Source organism: Sphingomonas pseudosanguinis (genome assembly GCF_014196255.1).
Classification (GTDB): Bacteria; Pseudomonadota; Alphaproteobacteria; order Sphingomonadales; family Sphingomonadaceae; genus Sphingomonas; species Sphingomonas pseudosanguinis.
On sequence record NZ_JACIDH010000001.1, the window covers coordinates 1 to 26,349 of the forward strand.

Below are 26,349 nucleotides of genomic sequence, written 5' to 3' on the forward strand. Positions count from 1 at the left end.
TTGCTGGCCGGCGTCGCCAGCGACGACGTCATCGTCAACATCCTGGCCCGCCGGCGCGAACCGCCGCGACCGCTGACTATTGTCACGCCAGAAGACCTGGCGCTGCGCCATCCGCCCCGCGCCGACTGCAACCGCTATGACAGCCTGCGAGGCCTCCATGCAGCGGCATGAGATGATGACGGCCATGACCGAGTTGGGGCTGAAGGGCATGGCTGGCGCTTTCGACGAGGCGGTCACTACCGGTCTCCAGCGCAAGCGCACGACCATGGAGGTCCTGACCGACCTGCTGCGTGCCGAGGCGACGCACCGCCATGCAGCCTCGGTCCGTTACCGGATGTCGGCCGCCAGGTTGCCCGCGGTGAAGGACCTCGACGCCTTCGTCTTCAGCGACACTCCCATCAACGAGGGACTGGTGCGCTCGCTGTACAGCGGCTCGTTTCTTCCGGGCCGACGCAACGTCGTGCTGGTCGGTGGAACGGGTACCGGCAAGACGCATCTCGCCACCGCCATCACTGCCAATGTGGTACGAGCCGGCGCCCGCGGACGCTACTTCAACACAGTGGACCTGGTGAACCGGCTCGAGGAGGAAACGCGCCTTGGCAAGGCCGGCACGCTGGCGGCCCAGCTCTCGCGCCTCGACCTCGTGGTGCTCGACGAGCTTGGCTACCTGCCGTTTGCACGCTCGGGCGGTCAAATGCTCTTCCACCTCGTCAGCAAGCTCTACGAGCAGACCTCCGTCATCGTCACCACGAACCTCGCCTTTGGCGAGTGGCCGACCGTCTTTGGCGACCCCAAGATGACCACCGCACTGCTCGACCGTATTACCCACCATTGCGACATCGTCGAAACCGGCAACGACAGCTGGCGCTTCAAACATCGAAGCTGACGCCCAGGACCACCGGCAGAGAACGCTTCGCGCTGGTTGCGCCTCCGGTCGGGCTACGCCCGCCCTACGCCGCAACCAGCGCGAACGGTGCACCCGTCATACCCGTCACGCTGCTCGACGAAGGGGGTCCCTTTTGGACGCCGATAGGGGGTCCTTTTTGGACGCCGATTGACACGCGAGATCGACGAGACAGGAACTGCCCCACCGATCACCGCGATGGCGAGCCTGCGACTCGTCTCATACGCCTCTCGCGTATTGGCGGTCCAAGCGCGGGTCGGATCGTCGATGTAGCTGCGATACGCCTCGCCAAGCGTGAGCGGTTTGTCGGGCTGAGCATTTGTATTGAGCGGCTGAGCGATCTCAATCGCATGCTCGACATGGTCGCCCTTCAACGATTGGATGAGCAGCGCATCGACCGGCAAGCCCGCCATCGCGCGAGCATGCTCAATTTCCATCTCAATTCGCGCTATCACGCTGGGCAATCGCCGCACAGCGATGGTGAGGCTGTCCGTCCGCAATGAACGCCAAATTTCGAGCCGATTCAGAAGCCGCTGAGCGTCAACCGGAATGGTGTGGCGATAGTAGAGTTTGCGCCCGCGTCGAGCCACGCCTTTGGGCAAATCCCGTAGCAGCTTACCGTAGCAGCCGGGGCTGTCAGAACGGACGGTTTTCCGGGATTTTCGGCCTGACGATTGGCCACGTTCCCGTAGCAGTTTGTCGTAACAAACACTCTCTGGGGACCGTCTTTCCGACGATCCCCAAGAGATTTCAACGCTGTATGAAGCGATGGTGCCCAGAAGAGGACTCGAACCTCCACGACCTTGCGATCGCCAGCACCTGAAGCTGGTGCGTCTACCAATTCCGCCATCTGGGCACGGGGTAGGCCCGCGCCTTTAGGGGAGGGTTCGAATCCTTGTCAACGGCTTTTTTGCGAGGCAAAGGGGCGCAGCACGATTTTTTTCGGGAAATAGGGACGGTCATGACGAACAAGCTGGTGACGCTGATCGGCGGCGGGGGCTTTCTGGGCCGCTATGTCGCACGCGAGTTGATGCGCGACGGAACGCGGGTGCGGGTGGCGCAGCGCGATCCGCGCCAGGCCTATTTCCTGCGCACGCAGGGCGGGTTGGGCCAGACGCAGTTCGTCGCCGCCGACATCACCCGCCCCGACACGGTCGCCCGCGCGGTCGAGGGGGCGGATGCGGTCGTCAATCTGGTCGGCGTGATGGGCGGCAAGATGCAGGCCGTCCATGTCGAAGGCGCGCGCACCGTCGCCGAGGCGGCTCGTGCGGCGGGCGTGGCGGCGCTGGCGCATGTCTCGGCGATCGGCGCCGATGCCAACGGCCAGGCGGCCTATGCGCGTTCCAAGGGCGAGGGCGAGGCGGCGGTGCGCCAGGCCTTCCCGAACGCCACCATCCTGCGCCCCTCGATCGTATTCGGGCGCGAGGATCAGTTCGTGAACCGCTTCGCGGGCATGGTGTCGGCGCCGGTCGTGCCGATCCTGCGCGCGGGCGTGAAGTTCCAGCCGGTGTTCGCCGGCGATGTCGGCGAGGCGATCGCCGCCGCGTTGCTCGATCCCGAGGCGCATGGCGGCCGCACCTATGAGCTGGGCGGCCCCGATGTCATTTCCATGGGCGAGCTGGTCCGCTGGATCGCCAAGACGCTGGGCCGCGCGCCCCATTTCCTCGAGCTGCCCGACGCCGTCGGCGCGCTGCTGGCGCGGGTGCCCGGCTCGCCGATCACCCGGGACCAGTGGCTGATGCTGCAACAGGACAATGTCGTTGCCGACGGCGCGCCGGGTCTGGCCGAGCTGGGCGTGACGGCCGAGCCGCTGGCCGCGATCGCCCCCGATTATCTGGTGCGGTTCCGCAAGGCGGGCCGTTTCGGACGACGGACCGAGACGCTGACGGCCTGAGCCGTCCCGGGCGAGCACGTCTTTGTCGTTTCGCTCGACGCCCCGTCGCCTTATGGCGGCGGGGCTTTTTCTTGGGGACGCATGTGAACGATCTGCTGGCCGCCATCATCCTGGGCATTGTCGAGGGTGTCACCGAATTCCTGCCGGTGTCCTCCACCGGGCACCTGATCCTGGCGGGCGCGCTGCTCGGCTATGACGATGCGCGGTGGCAGATGTTCAACATCGTCATCCAGCTGGGCGCGATCCTGGCGGTCGTCGTCCTCTATTGGCGGACCTTCTGGACCGTCATGGTCGGCCTCGCCAAGCGCGATCCCGGTTCGATCCGCTTCGTGCGCAACCTGCTGATCGCCTTCATTCCCGCCGCCGTCATCGGCGTGCTGGCCAAGAAGCATATCGAGGCGCTGCTGCTCCAGCCCAAGGTCGTCGCCGTCGCGCTGATCGTCGGCGGCATCGCGATCCTGGTCATCGAGCGGCTGGTGAAGCCCGGCACCACGCGCGGCATCGCCGCCGTGCCGGCCAGGACCGCGCTGGGCGTCGGCTTCCTCCAGTGTCTGGCGATGATCCCCGGCGTCAGCCGCTCGGGCGCGACGATCCTGGGCGCGCTGACCCTGGGCGTCGAGCGGCGTACGGCCGCCGAATTCAGCTTCTTCCTCGCCATCCCCACCATGCTGGGCGCCAGTGTGGTCGAGACGGCGGGACATCTGGACGCGATGCGCGCCGGCAACAGCGTCGGTCCGCTGGAGATCGGGATCGGCTTCGTCGTGTCGTTCATCGTCGCGCTGCTGGTCGTGCGCTGGTTCGTTGGCATCGTCGGCAAGCACGGCTTTGGCCCCTTTGCCTGGTATCGAATCGTCGCCGGTTCGCTCGCACTCGCCCTGCTGACGATGCATTGATGCCATATCGGACCTATTTTATTGCGGGTCTTTCGCAATAGATAGGGCTGATCGACGATATGGCGATTAAATAGGACAGCTTGGCTTTCCTATATGTCGCTTTTGGCGTGACATAGGATCGTTCGCGCAATATCCGGCTCTTCGGAGGCGCATATGGCGAACGATTCTATGCTGAAGTTTGTAGGCCGCGATCAGGCCTATCCGGCCAAGCGGGCCGCAGAGACCCGCGCGGAGGATTTCCGCGAGATCGCCGAGCGCTATGCGCCCCCGGCGGCAGAGGATCAGGCCGGGCGCTGCTCGCAATGCGGCGTGCCCTATTGCTCGGTCCATTGCCCGCTGCACAACCATATCCCCGACTGGCTGCGCCTGACCGCCGAGGGGCGCCTGCGCGAAGCCTATGAGCTGTCCAACGCCACCTCGACCATGCCCGAGATTTGCGGCCGTATCTGCCCGCAGGACCGGCTGTGCGAAGGCAATTGCGTCATCGAATTTTCGGGCCACGGCGCGGTCACGATCGGATCGGTCGAGAAGTTCATCACCGACACCGCTTGGGAAGAAGGCTGGGTCGAGCCGCTGGTCCCCGGACCGCCGCGCGGTCAGTCGGTCGCGGTGATCGGCGCGGGGCCTGCGGGCCTGACGGCGGCGGAATATCTGCGCGTCTCGGGTTACGAGGTGCATGTCTATGACCGGCACGACCGGGCTGGCGGCCTGCTGACCTATGGTATCCCCGGTTTCAAGCTGGAAAAGCCCGTCGTCATGCGCCGGGTCGAGCGGCTGAAGGCGGGCGGCATCGTCTTCCATGAGGGCTTTGCGGTCGGCCAGGACGCGACGCTGGAGGAACTGCGCCGCCGCCATGACGCGGTGCTGATTGCGACCGGCGTGTATAAGGCCCGCAATGTCGATGTGGACGGTTCGGGCGCGAACGGCGTGATCGCCGCGCTCGACTATCTGACGGCCTCCAACCGCAAGAGCTTCGGCGATACCGTCGAGGCGTTCGAGAATGGCTCGATGAATGCCGAGGGCAAGAATGTCGTCGTGATCGGTGGTGGCGACACCGCGATGGACTGCGTCCGCACCGCGATCCGTCAGGGCGCCAAGTCGGTGAAGTGCCTCTATCGCCGCGACCGCGCCAACATGCCCGGCTCGCAGCGCGAAGTGGCCAATGCGGAAGAAGAAGGCGCCGAGTTCGTCTGGCTCTCCGCGCCGCTCGGTTTCGAGGGCGGCGAGACGGTGACCGGCGTGCGCGCCGCCAAGATGCGCCTGGGGGCGCCCGACGCTTCGGGCCGCCGCGCGCCGGAGGCCGAGCCGGGTGCCGACCATCTGCTGGAGGCCGACATGGTCATCAAGGCTCTGGGCTTCGACGCGGAAGACCTGCCCAGCCTGTTCGGCACCGCCGAACTGGGCGTCAGCCGCTGGGGCACGGTGCTGGTCGATGGCCGCACGCTGATGACCAGCTTGGACGGCGTGTTCGCCGCCGGTGACATCGTGCGCGGCGCCTCGCTGGTCGTGTGGGCGATCCGTGACGGGCGCGACGTCGCCAAGGCGATGCACCAGTGGCTCAAGGCGCGGGCGAAGACCGGTGTGCGTGAAAGGCAAGCGGCGTGAGACGGAACGCTTCCCTGATCGCGTCGGTCGCGATCCTCACTCCGGGCGTGGCCTTTGCACAGGCCGCCCCGGTGGCCACGCCCGCAGCTGCCGTCGCCGAACCTGATGCGGCGCGCCTCGCCTCCGCCCGGCAATTGCTCGACCAGATCATGCCGCCCGCGACGCGCGAAGCCATGATCCAGTCGATGCTGACCCCGATGCAGGCCAATATGCGGCAAGGCATCTTGCAGTCCGAGGGCATGCAAAAGATGCTGGGCGATCCGAAGGCCAAGGCCGCATTCGATCAGTTCCTGGCCAAACAGGACGCACGGACCGGAACCATGTTGCGTGAATCGCTGCCTGGCATGGTCGATGCGATGTCGCGCGCCTATGCCCGTCGCTTCGATGTCGCCCAGCTGGACGATCTGAAGCGGTTTTTCGCGACCCCGACCGGCCAGGCCTATGTAGCCAACTCGTTCTCGATCATGGCCGACCCCGACATCGCCGCTTGGCAGCGCAAATTGATGAGCCAGGCGATGACCCACATGCAGGACGACATCGCCGCGATGGTCAAGGACATCGAAGCGACCCAGCAGGATAAGAAGTGATGACCGACCAGCGCCAATATCTCGCCGAGCATGGCATGTACCGCCCCGAGTTCGAGGGCGATGCGTGCGGCGTCGGCATGGTCGCGGCCACCGATGGCCAGCCCTCGCGCCGGGTCGTCCAGTCGGCGATCGACGCGCTGAAGGCGGTGTGGCATCGTGGCGCGGTGGACGCGGACGGCAAGACCGGCGACGGTGCGGGCCTGCACGTCGACCTGCCGCACCGCTTCTTCGACGATGCGATCGCCGCTTCGGGGCACAAGGTGCTGCCGAACCGGCTGGCGGTCGGCATGATCTTCATGCCGCGCACCGATCTGGGCGCGCAGGAAACCTGCCGCACCATCGTCGAGAGCGTCATCATCGAGGCGGGCTATACCATCTATGGCTGGCGCCAGGTGCCGGTCGACGTGTCGGTCATCGGGTTGAAGGCGCAGGCGACGCGTCCCGAGATCGAGCAGATCATGATCGCCGGGCCGATGCCCGACGAGGTCGACGCCGCCGAGTTCGAGAAGAACCTGTACCTGATCCGCCGTCGCATCGAAAAGCGGGTGATCGCGGCGCAGATCAGCGGCTTCTATATCTGTTCGCTGTCCTGCCGCTCGATCATCTACAAGGGGCTGTTCCTCGCCGAGAGCCTGTCGGTCTTCTACCCCGACCTGCAGGATCACCGGTTCGAGAGCCGCGTGGCAATCTTCCACCAGCGGTACTCTACCAACACCTTCCCGCAATGGTGGCTGGCGCAGCCCTTCCGCTGCCTGGCGCATAATGGCGAGATCAACACGATCCGTGGCAACAAGAACTGGATGCTCAGCCACGAGATCCGCATGGCCAGTATCGCGTTCGGCGACAATTCGGAGGACATCAAGCCGGTGATCCCGGCGGGTGCGTCCGATACCGCCGCACTCGACGCGGTGTTCGAGGCGATCTGCCGCTCTGGGCGCGACGCACCGACCGCCAAGCTGATGCTGGTGCCCGAGGCGTGGCAGAAGGATCTCGACGCGCCCAAGGCGCATGCCGACATGTACCAGTATCTCGCCTCCGTCATGGAGCCGTGGGACGGCCCCGCCGCGCTGGCGATGACCGATGGCCGCTGGGCGGTGGCGGGCATGGACCGCAACGCGCTGCGCCCGCTTCGCTACACGCTGACCGCCGACGGCCTGCTGATCGTCGGGTCGGAAAGCGGTATGGTCGTGGTGCCCGAAGCCACCATCACTGCCAAGGGGCGCCTGGGGCCGGGGCAGATGATCGCCGTCGATCTGGCCGAGGGCAAGCTCTACGACGACCGCGCGATCAAGGACCAGATCTCGGGCGAGCAGGACTATGCCGCGATGATCGGCGAGTTCCTGACCATGGACCAGCTGCCCCAGCCGTCCGAAGAGGAAGCGCTGGTGCGGATGCCGCGCGCCGAAATGCTGCGCCGTCAGGTCGCCGCCGGCCAGACCATGGAGGATATGGAACTGATCCTGTCGCCCATGGCCGAGGGGGGCAAGGAAGCCATCGGCTCGATGGGTGACGACACGCCGCTTGCGGTCATCTCCGACAAGCCGCGCCTGATCAGCCAGTTCTTCCGCCAGAATTTCAGCCAGGTCACCAACCCGCCGATCGATTCTTTGCGCGAACGCTATGTGATGTCGCTCAAGACCCGGTTCGGCAATCTCGCCAACATCCTCGACACCGAGGATCGGCGGGAGCGCGTGCTGGTCCTGCCGTCCCCGGTCCTGACCGGCGCCGACTGGCACCGGTTGAGGGCGCATTTCGGTCGTTCGGCGGCGGAAATCGACTGCACCTTCGAGGCCGATGGCGGCCCCGACCGTCTGCGCGCCGCGATCCAGCGCATCCGCAACCAGGCCGAACAGGCGGTGCGCGAGGGCCGGTCCGAGCTGTTCCTGACCGACGAGCATGTCTCCGAAGGCCGGGTCGCCATTGCGGGCGTGCTGGCGGCGGCGGCGGTGCACACGCATCTCGTCCGCCGGGGCCTGCGCAGCTATGCGTCGATCAACGTCCGCTCGGCCGAATGCCTCGACACGCATTATTATGCGGTGCTGATCGGCGTCGGAGCGACCACGGTGAACGCCTATCTGGCCGAGGCCGCGATCGTCGACCGGCATGGGCGTGGCCTGTTCGGCGATCTGACCATCGAACAATGCCTGACCAACCATCGCACCGCGATCGAGGACGGCCTGCTCAAGATCATGGCCAAGATGGGGATCGCGGTGATCTCCAGCTATCGTGGCGGTTATAATTTCGAGGCGGTGGGTCTGTCCCGCGCGCTGGTCAACGACCTATTCCCCGGCATGCCCGCCAAGATCTCGGGCGAGGGGTATAACTCGCTCCATTACTCGGCGATGGTCCGCCACGAAGCGGCCTGGGACCAGCATGTCGCGACGCTGCCGATCGGCGGCTTCTATCGTCAGCGCGACGGCGGTGAGACCCATGCCTATTCGGCGCAGCTCATGCACCTGTTGCAGACGGCGGTCGCGACCGACAGCTACTCGACGTACCTGCAATTCGCGCGCGGGGTCGGCGATCTGCCGCCGGTCTATTTGCGCGACCTCCTCCAGTTCAACTTCCCGAACGAGGGTGTGCCGGTCGATCAGGTCGAGGCGATCACCGAGATCCGCAAGCGGTTCGTGACGCCGGGCATGTCGCTGGGCGCGCTGTCGCCGGAAGCGCATGAGACGCTGGCGATCGCGATGAACCGGATCGGCGCGAAGGCCGTGTCGGGTGAGGGCGGCGAGGACAAGCTGCGCTATCAGCCCTATGACAATGGCGACAACGCCAACTCGACGATCAAGCAGATCGCGAGCGGCCGCTTCGGCGTGACGGCGGAATATCTGAACGCCTGCGACGAGATCGAGATCAAGGTCGCGCAGGGTGCCAAGCCCGGCGAGGGCGGGCAGCTGCCCGGCTTCAAGGTGACCGAGTTCATCGCCAAGCTGCGTCACGCGACGCCGGGCGTGACGCTGATCTCGCCGCCGCCGCACCACGACATCTACTCGATCGAAGATCTCGCGCAGCTCATCTATGACTGCAAGCAGATCAACCCCCGCGCGCGCGTCTGCGTGAAGCTGGTGTCGTCCGCTGGCATCGGCACCGTCGCGGCGGGCGTGGCGAAAGCGCATGCCGACGTCATCCTGGTGTCGGGCCATGTCGGCGGCACGGGTGCCTCGCCCCAGACCTCGATCAAATACGCCGGAACGCCGTGGGAAATGGGCCTGTCGGAGGTCAACCAGACGCTGACCCTCAACGGTCTGCGCGGTCGCATTCGCCTGCGCGCCGATGGTGGCCTGAAGACCGGGCGCGACATCGTGATCGCGGCGATCCTGGGGGCGGAGGAGTTCGGCATCGGCACGCTGAGCCTCGTGGCGATGGGCTGCATCATGGTGCGCCAGTGCCATTCGAACACCTGCCCGGTCGGTGTCTGCGTGCAGGATGAGCGGCTTCGCGCCAAGTTCACCGGCACGCCGGAAAAGGTCATCAACCTGATGACCTTCATCGCCGAGGAAGTCCGCGACATCCTGGCGCGCCTGGGCGTGCGCTCGCTGGACGAGGTGATCGGGCGGACCGAGCTGCTGCGCCAGGTCAGCCGTGGGGCCGAGCATCTCGACGATCTCGACCTCAATCCGGTGCTGGCCAAGGTCGATGCGACCGATGCCGAGCGGCGGTTCAGCCTGTCGACCTTCCGCAACGAAGTGCCCGACAGCCTGGATGCGCAGATCATCAAGGATGCCGCCGCCGTCTTCTCGCGCGGCGAGAAGATGCAGCTGACCTATTCGGTGCGCAACACCCACCGTGCGGTCGGCACGCGGCTGTCGTCCGAGATCACCCGCAAGTTCGGGATGAGCAAGCTGGCCGACGGGCATGTCACCGTCCGGCTGCGGGGCAGCGCGGGCCAGTCGCTGGGCGCGTTCCTGTGCAAGGGCATCACGCTGGAAGTGTTCGGCGATGCCAACGACTATGTCGGCAAGGGGCTGTCGGGCGGCACGATCATTGTGCGGCCTGCGGTCAGCTCGCCGCTGGCCAGCCAGAAGAACACGATCATCGGCAACACCGTCCTCTATGGTGCAACGAGCGGCAAGCTGTTTGCGGCGGGCCAGGCAGGCGAGCGTTTCGCGGTGCGCAATTCGGGCGCGACCGTGGTGGTCGAGGGCTGCGGCGCCAATGGCTGCGAGTATATGACCGGCGGCACCGCCGTCGTGCTGGGTGAGGTCGGCGCGAACTTCGGCGCGGGTATGACCGGCGGCATGGCCTTCATCTACGACCCCGAAGAGCGCTTTACCCGCCGTGCGAACCCTGAAAACATCGTGTGGCAGCGCTTGGCTTCGGCGCATTGGGAAGGCGTGCTGCGCGGCCTGATCGAGGAACATGCCGCACGCACCGACAGCAAGTGGTCGAAGGGCCTGCTGGAGGATTGGGACCGGGTGGCCGGGCATTTCTGGCAGGTCTGCCCGAAGGAAATGCTGACCCGTCTGGCGCATCCGCTCGACGACAGCGTCGCGGCGGTGGCGGCGGAGTAGGGCTGTACTTTTCCTCCCCTGCAAGGGGAGGGGGACCATCCGAAGGATGGTGGAGGGGTGTCCCCGCTGGCCGTGACACCCCTCCGTCAGCCCTCCGGGCTGCCACCTCCCCTTGCAGGGGAGGAGTGACTAAAACCTCCGTTCAGCCTGAGCGACGTCGAAGGCCACACGACTTCCTGTCCACGCGCGCGGGGCGACGGGATTCCCTTTGCCTTCGACTTCGCTCAGGCTGAACGGGGGGCGGGGGTTTGCGCATTCCTGCCATCGCCGCCATCCCCTGAACCAGATCACGGAACCGTTCCGCCGCCGTGACGGTTGGGGCGCGATGCGGAAAGGGGACGGCAGCATGACCATCGATCGGCAGAAGATCGAACGCGGGGGGTTCATCCTGTTCCTCGCGCTGATCACCATCGGCCTGACGGCGGTGATCTCCAGCTTCCTGATCGCGCTGCTCTGGGCGGCGCTGGCGGCGATCCTGTTTCGGTCGCTGTTTCAATGGCTGCTGACCAAGACCGGCGGGCGGCGCAATCTGGCCGCCGGGCTGACCATGTTGATCATCACCTTCGCGGTCGTCGTCCCAACGCTGCTGATCGGTAGCATGGTCGTCGACCAGGCCAGTGGCGTCTATCTGAAGATGCGCAGCGGCCAGATCGACTTCGCGCAATATTTCCAGCAGGTGCGCGACGCGCTTCCCACGCGCCTCCGCCAGGCGATGGACAATTCGGGCGTCGGCAGCCTGGAGGGGCTGCAACAGCGCATCTCGCGCACGCTGAGCAGCAGCGTCAGCCAGATCGCGTCCCAGGCGCTGTCGATCGGTCGCAACGCCTTCGCGTTCGCGCTGGCCTTCGGCGTCGGCCTCTATGTCGCCTTCTTCCTGATCCGCGACGGTGAGCGTTTGGGCCCCGCCTTCGTCCGCGCGCTGCCGCTGGAGCAGGGGGTGGCCGCGCGGTTGACCGAGACCTTCGTCGCGGTGGTGCGTGCCACCATCAAGGGGTCGGTGATCGTCGGGCTGGTGCAGGGTGCGCTGGGGGCGATCACCTTCTGGATCGTCGGCGTGCCCGCCGCCTTGCTTTGGGGCGTGCTGATGGCGATCGCGGCGCTGCTGCCGGCGATCGGGCCGGCGATCATCTGGGGGCCGGTCGCCATCTATCTGCTTGCCACCGGTGCGATCTGGCAGGGGGCGGTGGTCATCGCCTCGGGCGTGCTGGTCATCGGCCTGGCCGACAATATCCTGCGGCCTATCCTGGTCGGGCGCGACACCGGCCTGCCGGACTGGATCGTGCTGCTGACCACGCTGGGCGGGATCGAGTTGCTGGGGCTGAGCGGCATCGTCGTCGGCCCGGTGGTCGCGGCGCTCTTCCTGGCGGGCTGGCGCATCCTGAGCGAAGAGCGCGGCGTCGCGCTGCCCGAGACGGAAACCGCCTGACCCGCGCCGGCCCATTTCGGACCGGCGGCGCGTGCAAAGCCGGTTTGCGCCAGGCCCTCGCGCTACCTATGGTCCGCGCCCGGGGCGGGCCGGCCGGATCGGGCCGGACAATGGGGTAGGGACATGCGATTGCGACTGGGGGCCTGGGGGATGATGGCCGGGCTTGCCGGACTGTTGGCGGGGTGCGGCGATGGCGGCGCGGTGGCGCGCCGGGCGGGCTCCAGCGGTACCTCGCTCGAGCTGCCCGTGCCCGAGCCGTCGCCGAGCGCCAAGGCACCCAGCACCACCGAGACGCGATCGGACGCGATGGTGATCGGCTTTCCCGAGGGCGGGGCTTCGCTGAACCGGGAAGCGAGGGCGGTGCTCGACCGGCTGGCGGCCGAGCCGGCGGTGCGGAGCCGTCGCCTGATCTTACGCGGTCATTCGGACTGCGATGGCGACGATGCGGGCAATCGCCGCATGTCGCGCCAGCGGGCCGAGGCGGTGCGCGACTATCTGGCGGATAAAGGTATCGCGCGGGATCATATGCAGGTGATCGCGCTCGGCGAGACCCGCCCCATCGCCCCCAACGCCAAACCCGATGGCAGCGACGACCGCGCCGGCCGCGCCCGCAACCGCCGGGTGGAGATCGAGGTCACGACGTGATCCCGCCAGCGGCTTGCCACTGGTCGCCTGCCCGCGCATCCTGACGCGATGGAAAGCCAGCGTCTGGAACCGTCAGCGACGACCTTCAAGCCATGGAAGCTGGCCGTATCGGCCTTGATCGTCGCCGGTTTGACGTTCGTAACCGTCATGGGCAACGCGGATGGCGACCGATGCCGGCAATATGGCCGAGACCACGGGGTCAAGACGCGGGCATGGTCGATCAACGAATGGGGCTCATGCCAATATTTCGATGGCGGGTCGTGGCGCAGCGTGCATACCGACAAGCCGATGAAGCATCTGAACTGGAGCTCCCGCTGAGGCCAGGGCGGGATCGCCGCCCTTGGCCGTTCAATTCCGCCGGTTGCGCTCGTTGGTGCTGGTCATGTTGAGCGCGCGGCGAAACTCGCCCACGCCCTGCTGATTGACCCCGTCGAACTCGCGCCACTGGGCCTCGGTATTACAGACGCGGGTCGGCATGAAGGACCCGGTCGGCGTCAGCGAGCGACAGGTCTTCTTTAGTTTCGGCGCGGGTGCCGGCGCTGGTTCGGCCGACTGGGCCATGGCCGGTGCGGCCGTCATCAGCATCGCCGTGGCGGCGATCGCTGTCCAGATTCGATTCATCCTGTCGTCCTCCCTCTTGTGGAGCGAGGATGCGACAGGAATGCAGACTTATCAAGCGGTTGGACGGGGGCGGCCCCGATCCGTCACGCTGCCTGCAACGCCTCCACCGCCACGGCCGCGATGTCGTCGCCCAGCTCGTCCACCCGCGCCGGATCGGCGTCCCAGGCGAACATGAACCGCGCGCCGCCGCCGATGAAGGTATAGAAGCGCCAGCCCCTAGCGCGCAGCCCCTCCAGCACCGCCGGCGGCGCGCTCAGGAACACGGCATTCGCCTCGACCGGGAACATCGGCGCGATGCCGGGCAGCCCCGCGACCCGCGCCGCCAGCCTTTGCGCACAGGCATTGGCGTGCGCGGCGTTGCGCAGCCACGCGCCGCTGTCGAGCATGCCGATCCAGGGCGCGGCCAGATAGCGCATCTTGGACGCCAGCTGTCCCGCCTGTTTGCAGCGATAATCGAAATCCTCCGCCAGCGCAGGGTCGAAGAACAGGATCGCCTCGCCGACCGCCATGCCGTTCTTGGTGCCGCCGAAGCACAATACGTCGACGCCCGCGCGCCATGTCATGTCGGCGGGCGAGCAGCCCAGCGCGGCACAGGCATTGGCGAAGCGCGCGCCGTCCATGTGCAGCCGCAGGCCCAGTTCGCGGCAGGTCGCCGACAGCGCGTGGATTTCGGCCAGCGTATAGACCTGGCCCGTCTCGGTCGGCTGGGTGATCGTCACCGCGCGGGGTTTGGGGAAGTGGATGTCCGAGCGACCGGTGGCGAGCGCGCGCACCGCCTCGGGGGTCAGCTTGCCGTCCTCGGTCTGCGCGACGAGCAGCTTCGATCCGTTGGAGAAGAATTCGGGCGCGCCGCACTCATCCGTCTCGACATGTGCGGAGGCCGAACAGATGACGCTGTGATAGCTCTGGCAAAGCGCCGCCAGCGCCAGCGAGTTGGCCGCCGTGCCGTTGAAGGCGAAGAAGACCTCGCACTTGGTCTGGAACAGCGTGCGGAACGCGTCGGCGGCACGGTCCGTGAACGGGTCCTCGCCGTAAGCCGGGACATAACCGCGATTCGCCTCGGCCATCGCCGCCCACGCCTCGGGACAGATTCCGGCGTAATTGTCGCTGGCGAATTGCTGGGGAATAACCGCGTCCATCACAAATCCTTCCGTCCGTGTCGCGAGTCGGAGATGAGGAATGTGGCGGATCGTCCCGTTGTTGCCGGTTCGGCCACATCCCTCCCCATATCCGGAGAGGCACCACCTTGCCGGGGGGCAGGTTGGTGCCGGGTATTGGCCCGACTCTTGATGCTGGCGCGGCGCCTAGCCCCAAGGACGGTGCGAATCAAGCGCGTATCGATGCGGCAACGGTCATAAAAGCCGCGCAAAGCATTGCGTATCGGGTGCGAAACGTGGAAGCGTAAACGTTATGAGCATCAGGACCACGCGGCGCGGCAGCAGCGCTCCCACGATCAGCGATGTCGCGCGGGTCGCCGGCGTGTCGTTGATGACCGTCTCGCGCGTCATCAACAACGAAGCCAATGTCCGCCCCGTCACCCGCGAAAAGGTGGAAGCGGCGATCGCGCAGCTCAATTATGCGCCCAATCCGGCGGCGCGCAGCCTGGCGGGCGCGGCGCAGATCCGGGTCGGCATGCTCTACAGCAACCCCAGCCAGGGGTTCCTCAGCGAGTTCCTGCTCGGCACGCTAGACCAGGCGTCGCGGCTCGACGTGCAGATGGTGGTCGAGAAATGCGAGATCGGCGACCATGAGGTCGAGGTCGCGCGCCACCTGATCAAGGGCGGGATCGACGGCGTGATCCTGCCGCCGCCCCTGTGCGAGGCGGAGGCGGTGCTGACCCTGCTGCGCGAAGCCGGGGTGCCCGCCGTGGTGGTCGCGACCGGGCGTCCGCCCGAGGAGATGCCCGAGGCGACGATGGCGGTGCAGATCGACGACCGCGCGGCGGCCGAGGCGATGACCCGGCATGTCATGACGCTGGGCCATCGGCGCATCGGCTTCATCTGCGGCAACCCCAATCTGACCGCCAGCGCGCGGCGGTACGAAGGCTTCCGCGCCGCGCTCGACGCTCTCGGCGTGCCGTTCGACGAGGATCTGGTCGCGCCCGGCCTCTATACCTATCGCTCGGGACTGGACGCGGCCGAGCGGCTGCTCGACCTGGCCGAGCCGCCCACCGCGATCATCGCGTCGAACGACGACATGGCGGCGGCGACGGTGGCGGTGGCGCATCGCCGCGGGCTGGACGTGCCCAGCGACCTGACCGTCTGCGGCTTCGACGACACCACGCTGTCGACGACGATCTGGCCCGAGCTGACCACGATTCACCAGCCGATCGCCGACATGGCGCGCGCCGCCGTCGAGATGATGGCGACCGTCATCCGCCAGAAGAACGCCGAGGCTCCGCCGCATCGCCTGCTCGACTATAGCCTGATCCGGCGCCAGTCCGATGCCGCGCCCCGGCGTAGGCCGCGCGGGATCTAGGGTTTCGTCTATTCCTCCCCTGGAAGGGGAGGTGGCAGGCCGAAGGCCTGACGGTGGGGTGTCCCCATCGGAAAAGGCGGGCAAACCTACGACCCGTAACACCCCTCCACCACCCTTCGGGTGGTCCCCCTCCCCTTGCAGGGGAGGAATGAAGGCGATCCGGTCGGGGGCCACCGGCTCGTGTTCTGCGGCGAAGCGGGACGAACCGTGTGTACATCCGCTTGACGGCGCGATGTTTTAAGATAGCGTTACCATTATGGCTGGCCGTGAATCGCGCCGGTGACAGGACATTGCCGTGCGGATAGGCGAAGACGCCATGCACGGACGAGGAGAGGGCCCGAGTGACCGATAATGTGAGAGGATTGGACGCCGCGCGCGTCAATCATGGTTTCATCGCCGCCATCGTGGTCGTCGCGACCATTGGCGGCTTCATGTTCGGCTATGACTCGGGCGTCATCAACGGCACCCAGAAGGGGCTGGAGGCCGCGTTCGACCTCGGTCGCCTGGGCGTGGGCGTCAATGTCGGTGCGATCCTGGTCGGCTCGGCCATCGGTGCGTTCGGCGCCGGCCGGCTGGCCGATGCGATCGGCCGCCGCAACGTGATGATGCTCGCCGCCGGCCTGTTCCTGGTGAGCGCCATTCTGGCGGGGGCGGCCAATAGTTCGGCCATCTTCATCCTGGCGCGTATCATCGGCGGCCTGGGCGTCGGCGCGGCCAGCGTCATCTCGCCCGTCTATATTTCCGAAGTGACCCCGGCCTCGATTCGCGGCCGTTTGTCCAGCGTGCAGCAGGTGATGATCATCACCGGCCTGACCGGCGCGTTCGTCGCCAACTTCGCGCTGGCGCGTTATGCCGGTGGTTCGACCGCCGAGTTCTGGCTGGGCTATCCCGCCTGGCGCTGGATGTTCTGGCTGCAGGCGATCCCGGCGGCGGTCTATTTCGCGGCGCTGTCGATCATCCCGGAAAGCCCGCGCTTCCTGGTCGCCAAGGGCCGCGATGCCGAGGCGCATACCGTCCTGACCAAGCTTTTCGGCGAGGCCGAGGCGACGCGCAAGGTCGCCGACATCCGCCGCTCGCTCGCCGCCGACCAGCACAAGCCCAAGCTGTCCGACCTGATCGACAAGACCACCGGCAAGATCCGCCCGATCCTGTGGGCGGGCATCGGCCTGGCGGTGTTCCAACAGCTCGTCGGTATCAACGTCGTCTTCTATTACGGTGCGACGCTCTGGGAAGCGGTCGGCTTCTCGGAGGATTACGCGCTCCAGACCAACATCCTGTCGGGCGTGCTGTCGATCGCGGCCTGTCTGTTCACCATCGCGACCGTCGACAAGATCGGCCGCAAGCCGCTGCTGCTGATCGGCTCGGCGGGCATGGCGGTGACGCTGGCGATCGTGGCCTATGCCTTCTCGACCGCCGTCACGGGTGCCAACGGCGCGGTGTCGCTGCCCGGCAATAACGGCGTGATCGCGCTGGTCGCGGCGAACCTGTACGTTATCTTCTTCAACGCCAGCTGGGGCCCCGTGATGTGGGTCATGCTGGGCGAGATGTTCCCGAACCAGATTCGCGGATCGGGCCTCGCCGTCTCGGGCTTCGCCCAGTGGATCGCCAACGCCGCCATCTCGGTCAGCTTCCCGGCGCTTGCCGTGTCGCCGGGCCTGAGCGTGACCTATTTCGGTTACGCCTTCTTCGCGGCGGTATCGTTCTTCTTCGTCCGCGCCATGGTCAACGAGACCCGTGGTCGCGAGCTGGAGGATATGGCGGGATAATCGCCATCATGATGTGAGACGCCTGACAGGCCCGCCTTCCCCAGGGAGGCGGGCCTTTTCTTTATATTCCCCGACCCCCGTTCCGCCTGAGCGAAGTCGAAGGTCAAGGGAATGCATTGGCCCAAGGGGTTGGGCGCGGTCCGGGCGTGGCCTTCGACTTCGCTCAGGCTGAACGGAGCGGGGGGGATGGGGGAGTGGGGCGCCCCTAACCCCGCCCGGCCTGGATCAGGATCGAATCGGACGGCAGCAGCCTGTCCATGAAGGGCAGCATCGCCGCGCCGATCGCGGGGGCGTCCTGCGCCATATGCGCCGGGCGGATGTCGGGCCGGGTGGGCAGGTCGATCGCCGCCAGCGCCTGCGCGACGGCGGTCGCCAACCGCGCGTTGAGGCAGGCGGGCAGGCGCCCCCCGATCAGGATCGCATCGGGGTCGAACAGGGTGGTGACCGCGACCAGCGGCTGGACCAGCGCCGCGACCGAATCGGCGACCCACCGGTCGATGACCGCGCGCGCCGCCGGATCGTCCATCGTCGCCAGCGCCTCGGGCGAGGCGAGGCTCTGCCCCACCGCCGCCAGCCGGGTGCGCAGCGCGGCGAGCGATACGCAGTCCTGCACCACCGCGCCCGCACGCCCGGCCGTCGGGTCGGGCATCAGTCCGATCTCCCCCGACCGGCCATGCGCGCCGCGATGATAGCTGCGATCGATCACCAGTCCGCCGCCCAGGCCGGCGGTGATCAGCAGATAGAAGAAACTGGGGCAGTCGAACGCCTCGTCATATTGCGTCTCGCCCAGCGCGGCGGCGGCGGCGTCATTGTCGCGGTAGATCGGCCAGGGCAGGACCGGGCCGAGCAGCGCGTCCAGATCGATCGCGTCCCACTGGTCATAGCCTTGGGGCTGGTCGGGCAGCGAGCGGCCGACATCGTCGGGCATGGCGACGCCGACGCCCAATATGCGGTCGTGCGCGACATCGCCCTCGACCAGCGCGGCGGGCAGCGCTTCCTGCACGAAGGCCAGCACCTGCTCGGGGCCGGCAAAGGCGATCTCGCGCGTCGTACGCGCCCGCACCCGCCCGGTCAGGTCGAGAATGGCGAGCGACAGGTGGTCGCGGTCGATGGTCAGGCCGATGCCGAACGCGCCGTCGGGACACAACTCGATCTTGAGCGCCGGCTGGCCGCGCCCGCCATGCAGCCGCCCGGCATGGCGGATCAGTCCCATCTCGGTCAGCCGGCCGGTGATGTTGGCGATGGTCGGTGCGGTCAGCCCGGTCTGCTGGGCGATCGCGACGCGGGTCGACTCGCGGTGGACGCGGATGACCTGCAATACGGTGCGCAGATTATAATCGCCCGCGCGCTCCAGATTGGTGCCCGACAGCCCGCGCGACAGCCGGGCGTCGCGCGAATGTCCCTCGGCGCGGCGGCGGCCCGGTGGAATCGGGTGCGGCGATGTCATCTTTGTCTCTCCCCACCGCTTCTTCGACACGATGGGGGTATCAGGTCAAGCCGTGCCGTCACCGTCGCGCAAACGATAACGGCACGGATCGGGCGAGCGGGTGATCAGGCCGGGGTCAGCTTGATCAGGCGCCCCTGCGAATCGCCGCCATCCTCCAGGACATAGATGGCGCCGTCCGGCCCTTGCTCGACCTCGCGGATGCGCGCGCCCATGTCCCACTGGTCGCCCTTGGCGGCGCTGGTGCCGTTCAGGTCGACGCGGATCAGCGCCTTGCTCGACAGCCCGCCGATAAAGGCGGCGCCGCGCCATTGCGGGAATAGCGAGCCCGAATAGATCATCAGCCCGCCCGGCGAGATCACCGGGTTCCACCAGACCTTGGGCGCTTCATAGCCATCGCCGGCGCGGTGGTCGGGAATGTCGCGGCCGTCATAATGCGATCCGTTGGACGCGTTGGGCCAGCCATAATTGCGCCCCGGCAGGATCAGATTGACCTCGTCGCCGCCCTTGGGGCCCATTTCCTGTTCCCACAGATTGCCGCTGGCGTCGAAGGCGAGGCCGAGCAGGTTGCGATGGCCATAGGACCAGACGGCCGGATCGAACCCCTGCGCCGCCAGCGGATTGCCCGGCGCCGGCTGGCCGTCCGGGGTCAGACGCAGCACCTTGCCCAACGTCGCCTTGGGGTCCTGCGCGGGCGTGAACTTCTGTCGGTCGCCGGCGGTCAGGAACAGATACTGGCCATCGGGGGAAAAGGCGATTCGGCCCGAATAATGGCCGTCGCCCGTCACCGCCGGGGTCGCGGTCCACAGGGTCTCGATACCGGTCAGCTGCGCGGTGCCGTTCGCCTCCTGCAAACGCCCGCGCGCCAGCACGACGCGCTTGCCGCCATCGGCGGCGGCCGAATAGGTGAAATAGACGCGCCGGCTCTGTGCGAAATCGGGGGCGAGGACCACGTCCATCAGGCCGCCCTGGCCCGCCGAATCGACCGCGACGGTCGCCACCGTCTGTCGCGCCTGCCCGTCGGCGGTGACGAGCAGCATCCGCCCGTCCTTCTCGGTCACCAGCATCCGCCGGTCGGGCAGGAAGGTCATCGCCCAGGGCGCATCGAAATCGGCGATGACGGTCCGGCCGAAGGGCTGTCCGTCGACGACCGTCGCGGGCGGGGTGGCGGAGGCGGAGGGCGAGGGGCTGGGCGTGCCGGGGGTCACCGTCACCGGGGGCGTATTCCCCGTCTCGTCGGGGCCGGGGCCATTGCCCGAACAGGCGAGAAGGGCCACCGGCAGGGCGGCAAGCAACGGCATCTTCATCATCGACTCTCCCGGAGGGGCCATTTGGACCCGGATGGACCATGTCGGCCCGATGGGCCGCTAACGCTTCGAGATGGCAGCTTGTTTCGTCATGCCATTCCGGCTATAGAATGGGCCATTCTCTTACATCGTCGGGTGAAAGAGGCTGCGGGACGGGTTCCGCGGCAGCGCACCGGCACATCTGGAGCTTTCATGGCGGACATCGCCCTTCTGACGCAACTCATCGAACCCGAGGCCAAGGCGCTCGGCTTCGAGCTCGTGCGCGTGAAGATGTATGGCGGCACGTCGGACCCGACGCTTCAGGTGATGGCCGAGCGTCCCGACACCCGCCAGCTGAACATCGACGATTGCGCCGACCTGTCGCGTCGCATCTCGGACGTGATGGACGCGCTGGAAGCGGAAGGCCGCGACCCGATCGACCATGCGTACCGGCTGGAGGTCTCCTCGCCCGGTATCGACCGGCCGCTGACCCGGCTGAAGGATTTCGCCGACTGGGCGGGGCATGAGGCGCGGATTACGCTCGCTGAGAAGCTGAACGGTCGCAAGCAGTTCAAGGGCGATCTGGCTGGCATAGAGGGCGAGACGGTCGTCATCGTCGACGGGGAGGAGGTTCGCCACGAACTGCCCTTCACCGCGATCGAGGATGCCAAGCTCGTCATGACCGACCGGCTGATCGCCGCGACGGTGCCGCTGTCCGTCGAGGGCGCGGAAGAGGTTTATTATCAGGACGCGCCCGAACAGGACGGCGCCACCACGGAAGGACGGCACTGATGGCTACCGCCATTTCCGCCAACAAGGCGGAACTGATCGCGATCGCGAATGCGGTCGCCTCGGAAAAGATGATCGACAAGGGCATCGTCATCGAGGCGATGGAGGACGCGATCCAGCGCGCCGCCCGCGCCCGCTATGGTGCCGAGAACGACATCCGCGCCAAGCTTGATCCGAACTCGGGCGATCTGCGCCTGTGGCGTGTCGTCGAGGTGGTCGAGCAGGTCGACGATTATTACAAGCAGATCGACCTGAAAGGTGCTGAGAAGCTGCAAAAGGGTGCCGCGATCGGCGACTTCATCGTCGATCCGCTGCCTCCGATCGAGTTCGGCCGCATCGCGGCGCAGGCCGCCAAGCAGGTCATCTTCCAGAAGGTTCGCGACGCGGAGCGCGATCGTCAGTATGACGAGTTCAAGGACCGCCAGGGCGAGATCATCACCGGCGTCGTCAAGCGCGTCGAGTTCGGTCACATCGTCGTCGATCTGGGCCGCGCCGAGGGTGTGATCCGTCGCGACCAGCAGATCCCGCGCGAAGTCGTCCGCGTGAACGACCGCATCCGCTCGCTGATCCTGAACGTCCGCCGCGAAAATCGCGGGCCCCAGATCTTCCTCAGCCGCGCGCACCCGGACTTCATGAAGAAGCTGTTCGCGCAGGAAGTGCCCGAAATCTATGACGGCATCATCGAGATCAAGGCCGCCGCCCGCGATCCGGGCAGCCGTGCCAAGATCGGCGTGATTTCGCACGACTCGAGCATCGATCCCGTAGGCGCCTGCGTCGGCATGAAGGGCAGCCGCGTTCAGGCCGTCGTGCAGGAGATGCAGGGCGAGAAGATCGACATCATCCCCTGGTCGCCCGACACCGCGACCTTCGTGGTGAACGCGCTCCAGCCCGCCAATGTCAGCCGCGTCGTGATCGACGAGGAAGAGGACCGGATCGAGGTCGTCGTTCCCGACGATCAGCTCAGCCTCGCCATCGGCCGTCGCGGCCAGAATGTCCGCCTTGCCAGCCAGCTGACCGCCAAGGCGATCGACATCCTGACCGAGGCCGATGCCTCCGAGAAGCGCCAGAAGGAGTTCGTCGCGAATTCCGAGATGTTCCAGAACGAACTGGACGTGGACGAGACGCTGGCCCAGCTGCTGGTCGCCGAAGGCTTCGGCGCGCTGGAAGAGGTCGCCTATGTCGAGCTCGACGAGCTGGCCGCGATCGAGGGCTTCGACGAGGACCTGGCGCAGGAGCTGCAGAGCCGTGCGCAGGAAGCGCTGGACCGCCGCGAACAGGCTGCCCGCGACGAGCGTCGTGGCCTGGGCGTCGAGGACGCGCTGGCCGAGATGCCCTATCTGACCGAGGCGATGCTGGTCACGCTGGGCAAGGCGGGCATCAAGACGCTCGACGATCTCGCCGACCTGGCGACCGACGAGCTGGTCGAGAAGAAGCGCGCCGAGCCGCGTCGTCGTGGTGACGATACCCCGCGTCCCGCCCCCAAGGGCGGCATCCTGGCCGAATATGGCCTGAGCGATGAGCAGGGCAACGAGATCATCATGGCCGCTCGCGCGCACTGGTTCACCGATGAGGACGAACCCGCAGCGGACGACGCGCAGGCGGAGGGCGACGAAGCCTGATGCCGTTCGTCTCGATCCGTCTGGCGGGCACCGCCTCCAAGCAGCAAAAGGCCGAGATCGTCGCCGACGTGACTCGTTCGCTGGTGGAGCGGCTGGGCAAGAACCCGGCCGCCGTCCAGATCGTGATCGAGGAGGTCTCCACCGAAAATTACGGTGCGGGCGGTCAGTTGATTGCCGACCGTGATGCCCCTGCCCCTCAACCCCGGGGAGACGCGCATGCGGAACCGGGACAATGAGCGCGCTGGCGTAACCACCGCTCCGGCCGCCAAGGGCCGGAGCCCCCGGAACGCGGCGAAGGCGGCCCGCGAGTCGATCGACGGGCCGGTTCGCCGCTGCATCCTGTCGGGCGAGCATGACGCGCGCCCGCATCTGATCCGTCTGGCGCTCGCGCCCGACGGGCGGGTGCTGCCCGATGTCCGTGCGAAAGCGCCAGGCCGGGGCGGCTGGATCGGCGTGAACCGGGCGGAGCTTGAGGCGGCCATCGCCAAGGGCAAGTTGAAGGGAGCCTTGGCGCGCGCGTTCAAGACGGGCGAGTTCAGCATCCCGGACGACCTGCCCGACCTGATCGCGTCCGCGCTGGAGCGCAACGCGCTCGACCGGCTGGGACTCGAGTCGCGTTCGGGCATGCTGCTGACGGGATCGGACAAGATCGCGACGGCCGCACGCTCGGGGCAGTTGCATGCGCTCTATCATGCGTCCGATGCGGGCGAGGATGGCATGCGCAAGCTCGCCCAGGCGTGGCGCGTCGGATCGGACCGCGAAGGTTCCGATCTCAAGGGGTTGGCACTGCCCGCCACACGCCCCATATTGTCAATGGCGTTGGGCCGCGAAAATGTGGTACACATCGGCCTGACAGATCGTAACGCGGCAAAGCGGGTGAGCGAAGCGCTCGACCGCTGGCTGCATTTTATCGGACCCGACCCTGTGGCAACGCCTTGCGAAACGGCCTCGCAAGGCGCATCGGCGTCCGACATTACTGGTGACCGAACGGCCGTGACCGTACACGAGGATTTTGAGTGAGCGAGACCGACAACGACAAGCCGAAACTCGGGATGCGCCAGCCTTTGGGGCTGAAGCGCACGGTCGAGACCGGCAAGGTGAAGCAGAGCTTCAGCCACGGCCGCTCGAACACCGTGATCGTCGAGACGAAGCGCCGTCGCGTCCTGGGTCCCCAGGGTGGCGCGCCCGAAGCGGCTACTCCGGCGCCGACTCCGGCTCCGGCCGCCCCTGTGGCAACGGCTCCGGTCGCCCCGCCGCGTCCCGTTCCGTCGAACGAGACGGCACTGGAGCGTCAGGCCCGCCTGCTGCGTGAGGCCGAGGAACAGCGCCTCGCCATGCAGGAAGAGATGCGCCGCCGCGAGGACGCCGAGCGTCAGCAGCGCGCCGAGGACGAGCGTGCCCGCGCCGAGGAACGCGCCCGCGCCGAGGCGGAAGCCGCCGCAACACCCGAGCCGACTCCGGCCCCGGAACCGGCCCCCGAGCCTGTCGCCGAAACGCCCGCCCCGGCGGAAGCGCCGGCCGCGCCGACCATCTCGGTGCAGCCGCGCATGTTCCGCCCGGTCGAGCGCCCGGTGATCCCGGCGCCCGAGCCCAAGGCCGAGGAACCGAAGGTCGAGGTACCCGCCCCGACTCCGGCGCCTGCGCCCGCACCCGCTCCGGTTGCGGCCAAGCCTGCACCCGCTCCGGCCCCGGCGCCCGCCGTGCCGACGCCGCCCGTGCTGGGTCGCGATCCCGCCATGCCCGCGCCGCGCCGCTTCTCGCCGGTGCAGCGTCCTGAGATTCCGAAGCCCGCGCCCAAGCCCGCGCCTGCGCCCGCCGCAGCCGCTGCGCCTGCCGCCAGCGCGCCGAGCAACAACGCCGCCTCCGCCCCGTCGGGTGGCGCGCCGCGTTCGATGCCCTCGGGCCAGCCGACGCCGCGCAACGCGCCTCCGGGCCGTCCGCAGCAGCGCGACCGCAAGGGTGACGAACGTCGTGGCGGCAAGCTGACCGTCACGCGTGCGCTGAACGAGGACGGCGCCCGCGCCCGCTCGCTCGCCGCGCTGAAGCGTGCCCGCGAGAAGGAAAAGCGTGGCTTTGGCGGCCCGCGCGAGCCGCAGGTCAAGCAGGTCCGCGACGTGCAGGTGCCGGAGGCGATCACCGTCCAGGAACTGGCCAACCGTATGGCTGAAAAGGGCGCGGATTTGGTCAAGGCGCTGTTCAAGATGGGCATGCCCGTCACGATGACGCAGACCATCGACCAGGATACGGCCGAGCTGCTGGTGACCGAATTCGGCCACAACATCGTCCGCGTCTCCGACAGCGACATCGACCTGGCGCTCGACACCACCGAGGATGCGGCGGAAAGCTTGCGTCCGCGTCCGCCGGTCGTGACGATCATGGGTCACGTCGACCACGGCAAGACCTCGCTGCTCGACGCGCTGCGTGGCACCGACGTGGTGCGCGGCGAGGCCGGTGGCATCACCCAGCATATCGGCGCCTATCAGGTCACGCTGAAGGACAAGTCGAAGATCACCTTCCTCGACACGCCGGGCCACGAGGCCTTCACCCAGATGCGCGCCCGCGGTGCCGACGTCACGGATATCGTGGTGCTGGTGGTTGCGGCCGATGACGGGCTGATGCCGCAGACGATCGAGGCGATCAACCACACCAAGGCGGCGGGCAAGCCGATGATCGTGGCGATCAACAAGATCGACAAGCACGACGCCAATGCCCAGCGCGTCCGCGAACGCCTGCTCGAGCATGACGTGCAGGTCGAGGACATGGGCGGCGAAACCCAGGACGTCGAAGTGTCGGCGCTCAAGAAGATCGGTCTGGATACGCTGATCGAAAAGATCCAGCTTCAGGCCGAGCTGCTCGAACTGTCCGCCAATCCCGATCGGCCTGCCGAGGGCAGCGTGGTCGAGGCCAAGCTGGACAAGGGCCGTGGTCCGGTCGCGACCGTGCTCGTCACGCGCGGCACGCTGAAGGTCGGCGACGTGTTCGTGGTCGGCGCGGAAAGCGGCAAGGTCCGTGCGCTGGTCGACGACAAGGGCCGTCAGGTGAAGGAAGCGGGTCCGGCGATGCCGGTCGAGGTCCTCGGCCTGTCGGGCGTGCCCCAGGCGGGCGACCTGCTCCAGGTCGTCGAGAACGAGGCGCGTGCCCGCGAGGTCGCCGAATACCGCCAGAGCGTGCTGCTCCAGAAGCGCACCACCTCGGCCCCGGCCAGCCTGGAGTCGATGTTCTCGGCACTGAAGGCGAACCAGGCCAAGGAATATCCGCTGGTCGTGAAGGCGGATACGCAGGGGACGGTCGAGGCGATCGTGGCGTCGATCAACAAGATCGCGTCCGACCTGATCAAGGCGCGCATCCTGCATTCGGGCGTCGGTGGCATCACCGAGTCGGACGTGACGCTCGCCGCCGCCAGCGGTGCGCCGATCATCGGCTTCAACGTCCGTGCCAATGCCAAGGCGCGCGAGATCGCCGAGCGGAACAAGGTGGCGCTCAAATATTACGACGTCATCTACGACCTGATCGACGAGATTCGCGCGGGCATGGCCGGCGAGCTGGGCCCCGAGGCGTTCGAAACGGTCGTCGGCCGCGCCGAAATCCGCGAGGTCTTCTCGGCGGGCAAGATCGGCAAGGCCGCTGGTCTACTGGTCACCGAGGGTGTCATCCGCAAGGCGCTCAAGGCGCGCATCACGCGCAACGACGTCATCATCTACCAGGGCGAAATCAACTCGCTCCGCCGGTTCAAGGACGATGTCGCCGAGGTTCGCGCCGGTCTGGAATGTGGTGTGACGTTCACGCAGAACTTCACCGACATCAAGGCGGGCGACTATCTCGAAACCTTCGAGGTCGAACTGCGCGAGCGTTCGCTCTGATGCGGGCAGGGTGGTGGG

General features: G+C 67.2%; 21 protein-coding genes, 1 tRNA gene, 1 pseudogene and 1 riboswitch. Of the genes and pseudogenes, 17 read left to right on the plus strand and 6 right to left on the minus strand.

Features of this window, described 5'->3' with window-relative positions:
• Both GGR48_RS00005 and istB read left to right on the plus strand, forming a co-directional pair.
• Positions 1 to 171, plus strand: a pseudogene (locus GGR48_RS00005) (IS21 family transposase); the annotation flags it as partial.
• Positions 158 to 886, plus strand: a complete 729-nt coding sequence (istB, locus tag GGR48_RS00010) for an IS21-like element helper ATPase IstB (RefSeq protein ID WP_183949631.1) — start codon at positions 158 to 160, stop codon at positions 884 to 886. The pseudogene GGR48_RS00005 and the gene istB, both read left to right, overlap by 14 nt.
• Before the next feature lie 53 nt (positions 887 to 939).
• On the opposite strand, the gene GGR48_RS00015 is transcribed toward istB, so the two are convergent.
• Both GGR48_RS00015 and GGR48_RS00020 read right to left on the minus strand, forming a co-directional pair.
• Positions 940 to 1,494, minus strand: coding sequence for a DUF6538 domain-containing protein (locus GGR48_RS00015; RefSeq protein ID WP_183949632.1), 555 nt, complete (start codon positions 1,492 to 1,494; stop codon positions 940 to 942).
• Positions 1,495 to 1,673: 179 nt separating this feature from the next.
• Positions 1,674 to 1,760 (minus strand) — tRNA-Leu (locus GGR48_RS00020).
• A gap of 105 nt (positions 1,761 to 1,865) precedes the next feature.
• On the opposite strand from GGR48_RS00020, the gene GGR48_RS00025 reads away from it, so the two are divergent.
• The 8 genes from GGR48_RS00025 (at position 1,866) to GGR48_RS00060 (ending at position 12,786) form a co-directional block, all read left to right on the plus strand.
• Entirely contained in the window at positions 1,866 to 2,798 is a 933-nt protein-coding gene (locus GGR48_RS00025) for a complex I NDUFA9 subunit family protein (protein WP_183949633.1), read from the plus strand.
• 83 nt (positions 2,799 to 2,881) lie between these two features.
• The gene (locus GGR48_RS00030) at positions 2,882 to 3,691 is read left to right on the plus strand and encodes an undecaprenyl-diphosphate phosphatase (RefSeq protein ID WP_183949634.1); all 810 of its coding nucleotides are present in this window, start codon (positions 2,882 to 2,884) and stop codon (positions 3,689 to 3,691) included.
• Between the two features lie 153 nt (positions 3,692 to 3,844).
• Positions 3,845 to 5,296 carry an NAD(P)-dependent oxidoreductase gene (locus GGR48_RS00035; RefSeq protein WP_183949635.1) on the plus strand — a complete coding sequence of 484 codons (1,452 nt, stop codon included), beginning with the start codon at positions 3,845 to 3,847 and terminating at the stop codon, positions 5,294 to 5,296.
• Positions 5,293 to 5,883, plus strand: a complete 591-nt coding sequence (locus GGR48_RS18360) for a DUF2059 domain-containing protein (protein WP_183949636.1) — start codon at positions 5,293 to 5,295, stop codon at positions 5,881 to 5,883. The genes GGR48_RS00035 and GGR48_RS18360 overlap by 4 nt, the downstream gene beginning before the upstream one ends.
• Positions 5,883 to 10,397, plus strand: a complete 4,515-nt coding sequence (gene gltB, locus GGR48_RS00045) for a glutamate synthase large subunit (RefSeq protein WP_183949637.1) — start codon at positions 5,883 to 5,885, stop codon at positions 10,395 to 10,397. Before GGR48_RS18360 ends, gltB begins: the two co-directional genes overlap by 1 nt.
• 346 nt (positions 10,398 to 10,743) lie before the next feature.
• Complete coding sequence (locus GGR48_RS00050; RefSeq protein WP_183949638.1) at positions 10,744 to 11,823, plus strand: AI-2E family transporter; 1,080 nt, start codon at positions 10,744 to 10,746, stop codon at positions 11,821 to 11,823.
• A 123-nt stretch (positions 11,824 to 11,946) separates the two neighbouring features.
• Positions 11,947 to 12,468, plus strand: a complete 522-nt coding sequence (locus GGR48_RS00055) for an OmpA family protein (protein WP_206362526.1) — start codon at positions 11,947 to 11,949, stop codon at positions 12,466 to 12,468.
• 48 nt (positions 12,469 to 12,516) lie between these two features.
• Positions 12,517 to 12,786, plus strand: a complete 270-nt coding sequence (locus GGR48_RS00060; protein ID WP_183949639.1) for a hypothetical protein — start codon at positions 12,517 to 12,519, stop codon at positions 12,784 to 12,786.
• Positions 12,787 to 12,816: 30 nt separating this feature from the next.
• On the opposite strand, the gene GGR48_RS00065 is transcribed toward GGR48_RS00060, so the two are convergent.
• Together GGR48_RS00065 and GGR48_RS00070 are read right to left on the minus strand one after the other, a co-directional pair.
• On the minus strand, positions 12,817 to 13,089 hold the full coding sequence (locus tag GGR48_RS00065; RefSeq protein WP_183949640.1) for a hypothetical protein: 273 nt from the start codon (positions 13,087 to 13,089) through the stop codon (positions 12,817 to 12,819).
• Positions 13,090 to 13,172: 83 nt separating this feature from the next.
• Complete coding sequence (locus tag GGR48_RS00070; protein ID WP_183949642.1) at positions 13,173 to 14,228, minus strand: threonine aldolase family protein; 1,056 nt, start codon at positions 14,226 to 14,228, stop codon at positions 13,173 to 13,175.
• 47 nt (positions 14,229 to 14,275) lie between these two features.
• Positions 14,276 to 14,387, minus strand: a riboswitch (SAM-I-IV-variant riboswitch).
• Between the two features lie 112 nt (positions 14,388 to 14,499).
• Between GGR48_RS00070 and GGR48_RS00075 the strand changes: the two genes are divergently transcribed.
• A complete protein-coding gene (locus GGR48_RS00075; protein WP_183949643.1) occupies positions 14,500 to 15,567 on the plus strand; it encodes a LacI family DNA-binding transcriptional regulator in 1,068 nt (355 codons plus the stop codon).
• 341 nt (positions 15,568 to 15,908) lie between these two features.
• A complete protein-coding gene (locus GGR48_RS00080; RefSeq protein WP_183949644.1) occupies positions 15,909 to 17,333 on the plus strand; it encodes a sugar porter family MFS transporter in 1,425 nt (474 codons plus the stop codon).
• A 205-nt stretch (positions 17,334 to 17,538) separates the two neighbouring features.
• On the opposite strand, the gene GGR48_RS00085 is transcribed toward GGR48_RS00080, so the two are convergent.
• Together GGR48_RS00085 and GGR48_RS00090 are read right to left on the minus strand one after the other, a co-directional pair.
• On the minus strand, positions 17,539 to 18,780 hold the full coding sequence (locus GGR48_RS00085) for an ROK family protein (RefSeq protein WP_183949645.1): 1,242 nt from the start codon (positions 18,778 to 18,780) through the stop codon (positions 17,539 to 17,541).
• A 104-nt stretch (positions 18,781 to 18,884) separates the two neighbouring features.
• Positions 18,885 to 20,084 (minus strand): PQQ-dependent sugar dehydrogenase, encoded by a 1,200-nt coding sequence (locus GGR48_RS00090; protein WP_183949646.1) that lies wholly within the window; start codon positions 20,082 to 20,084, stop codon positions 18,885 to 18,887.
• Between the two features lie 192 nt (positions 20,085 to 20,276).
• Here GGR48_RS00090 and rimP point away from each other — a divergent pair, with 192 nt between their 5' ends.
• The 5 genes from rimP to infB are packed head-to-tail and all read left to right on the plus strand — an operon-like array spanning position 20,277 to position 26,331.
• Positions 20,277 to 20,855: a ribosome maturation protein RimP gene (rimP, locus tag GGR48_RS00095; protein WP_183949647.1), complete on the plus strand. Its 579-nt coding sequence runs from the start codon at positions 20,277 to 20,279 to the stop codon at positions 20,853 to 20,855.
• On the plus strand, positions 20,855 to 22,471 hold the full coding sequence (nusA, locus tag GGR48_RS00100) for a transcription termination factor NusA (RefSeq protein ID WP_183949648.1): 1,617 nt from the start codon (positions 20,855 to 20,857) through the stop codon (positions 22,469 to 22,471). Before rimP ends, nusA begins: the two co-directional genes overlap by 1 nt.
• Positions 22,471 to 22,707 (plus strand): tautomerase family protein, encoded by a 237-nt coding sequence (locus tag GGR48_RS00105; RefSeq protein WP_183949650.1) that lies wholly within the window; start codon positions 22,471 to 22,473, stop codon positions 22,705 to 22,707. Before nusA ends, GGR48_RS00105 begins: the two co-directional genes overlap by 1 nt.
• Entirely contained in the window at positions 22,688 to 23,491 is an 804-nt protein-coding gene (locus tag GGR48_RS00110) for a DUF448 domain-containing protein (RefSeq protein WP_420854084.1), read from the plus strand. The genes GGR48_RS00105 and GGR48_RS00110 overlap by 20 nt, the downstream gene beginning before the upstream one ends.
• A complete protein-coding gene (gene infB, locus GGR48_RS00115) occupies positions 23,488 to 26,331 on the plus strand; it encodes a translation initiation factor IF-2 (protein ID WP_183949652.1) in 2,844 nt (947 codons plus the stop codon). The genes GGR48_RS00110 and infB overlap by 4 nt, the downstream gene beginning before the upstream one ends.
• The last annotated feature ends 18 nt before the right edge of the window (positions 26,332 to 26,349 follow it).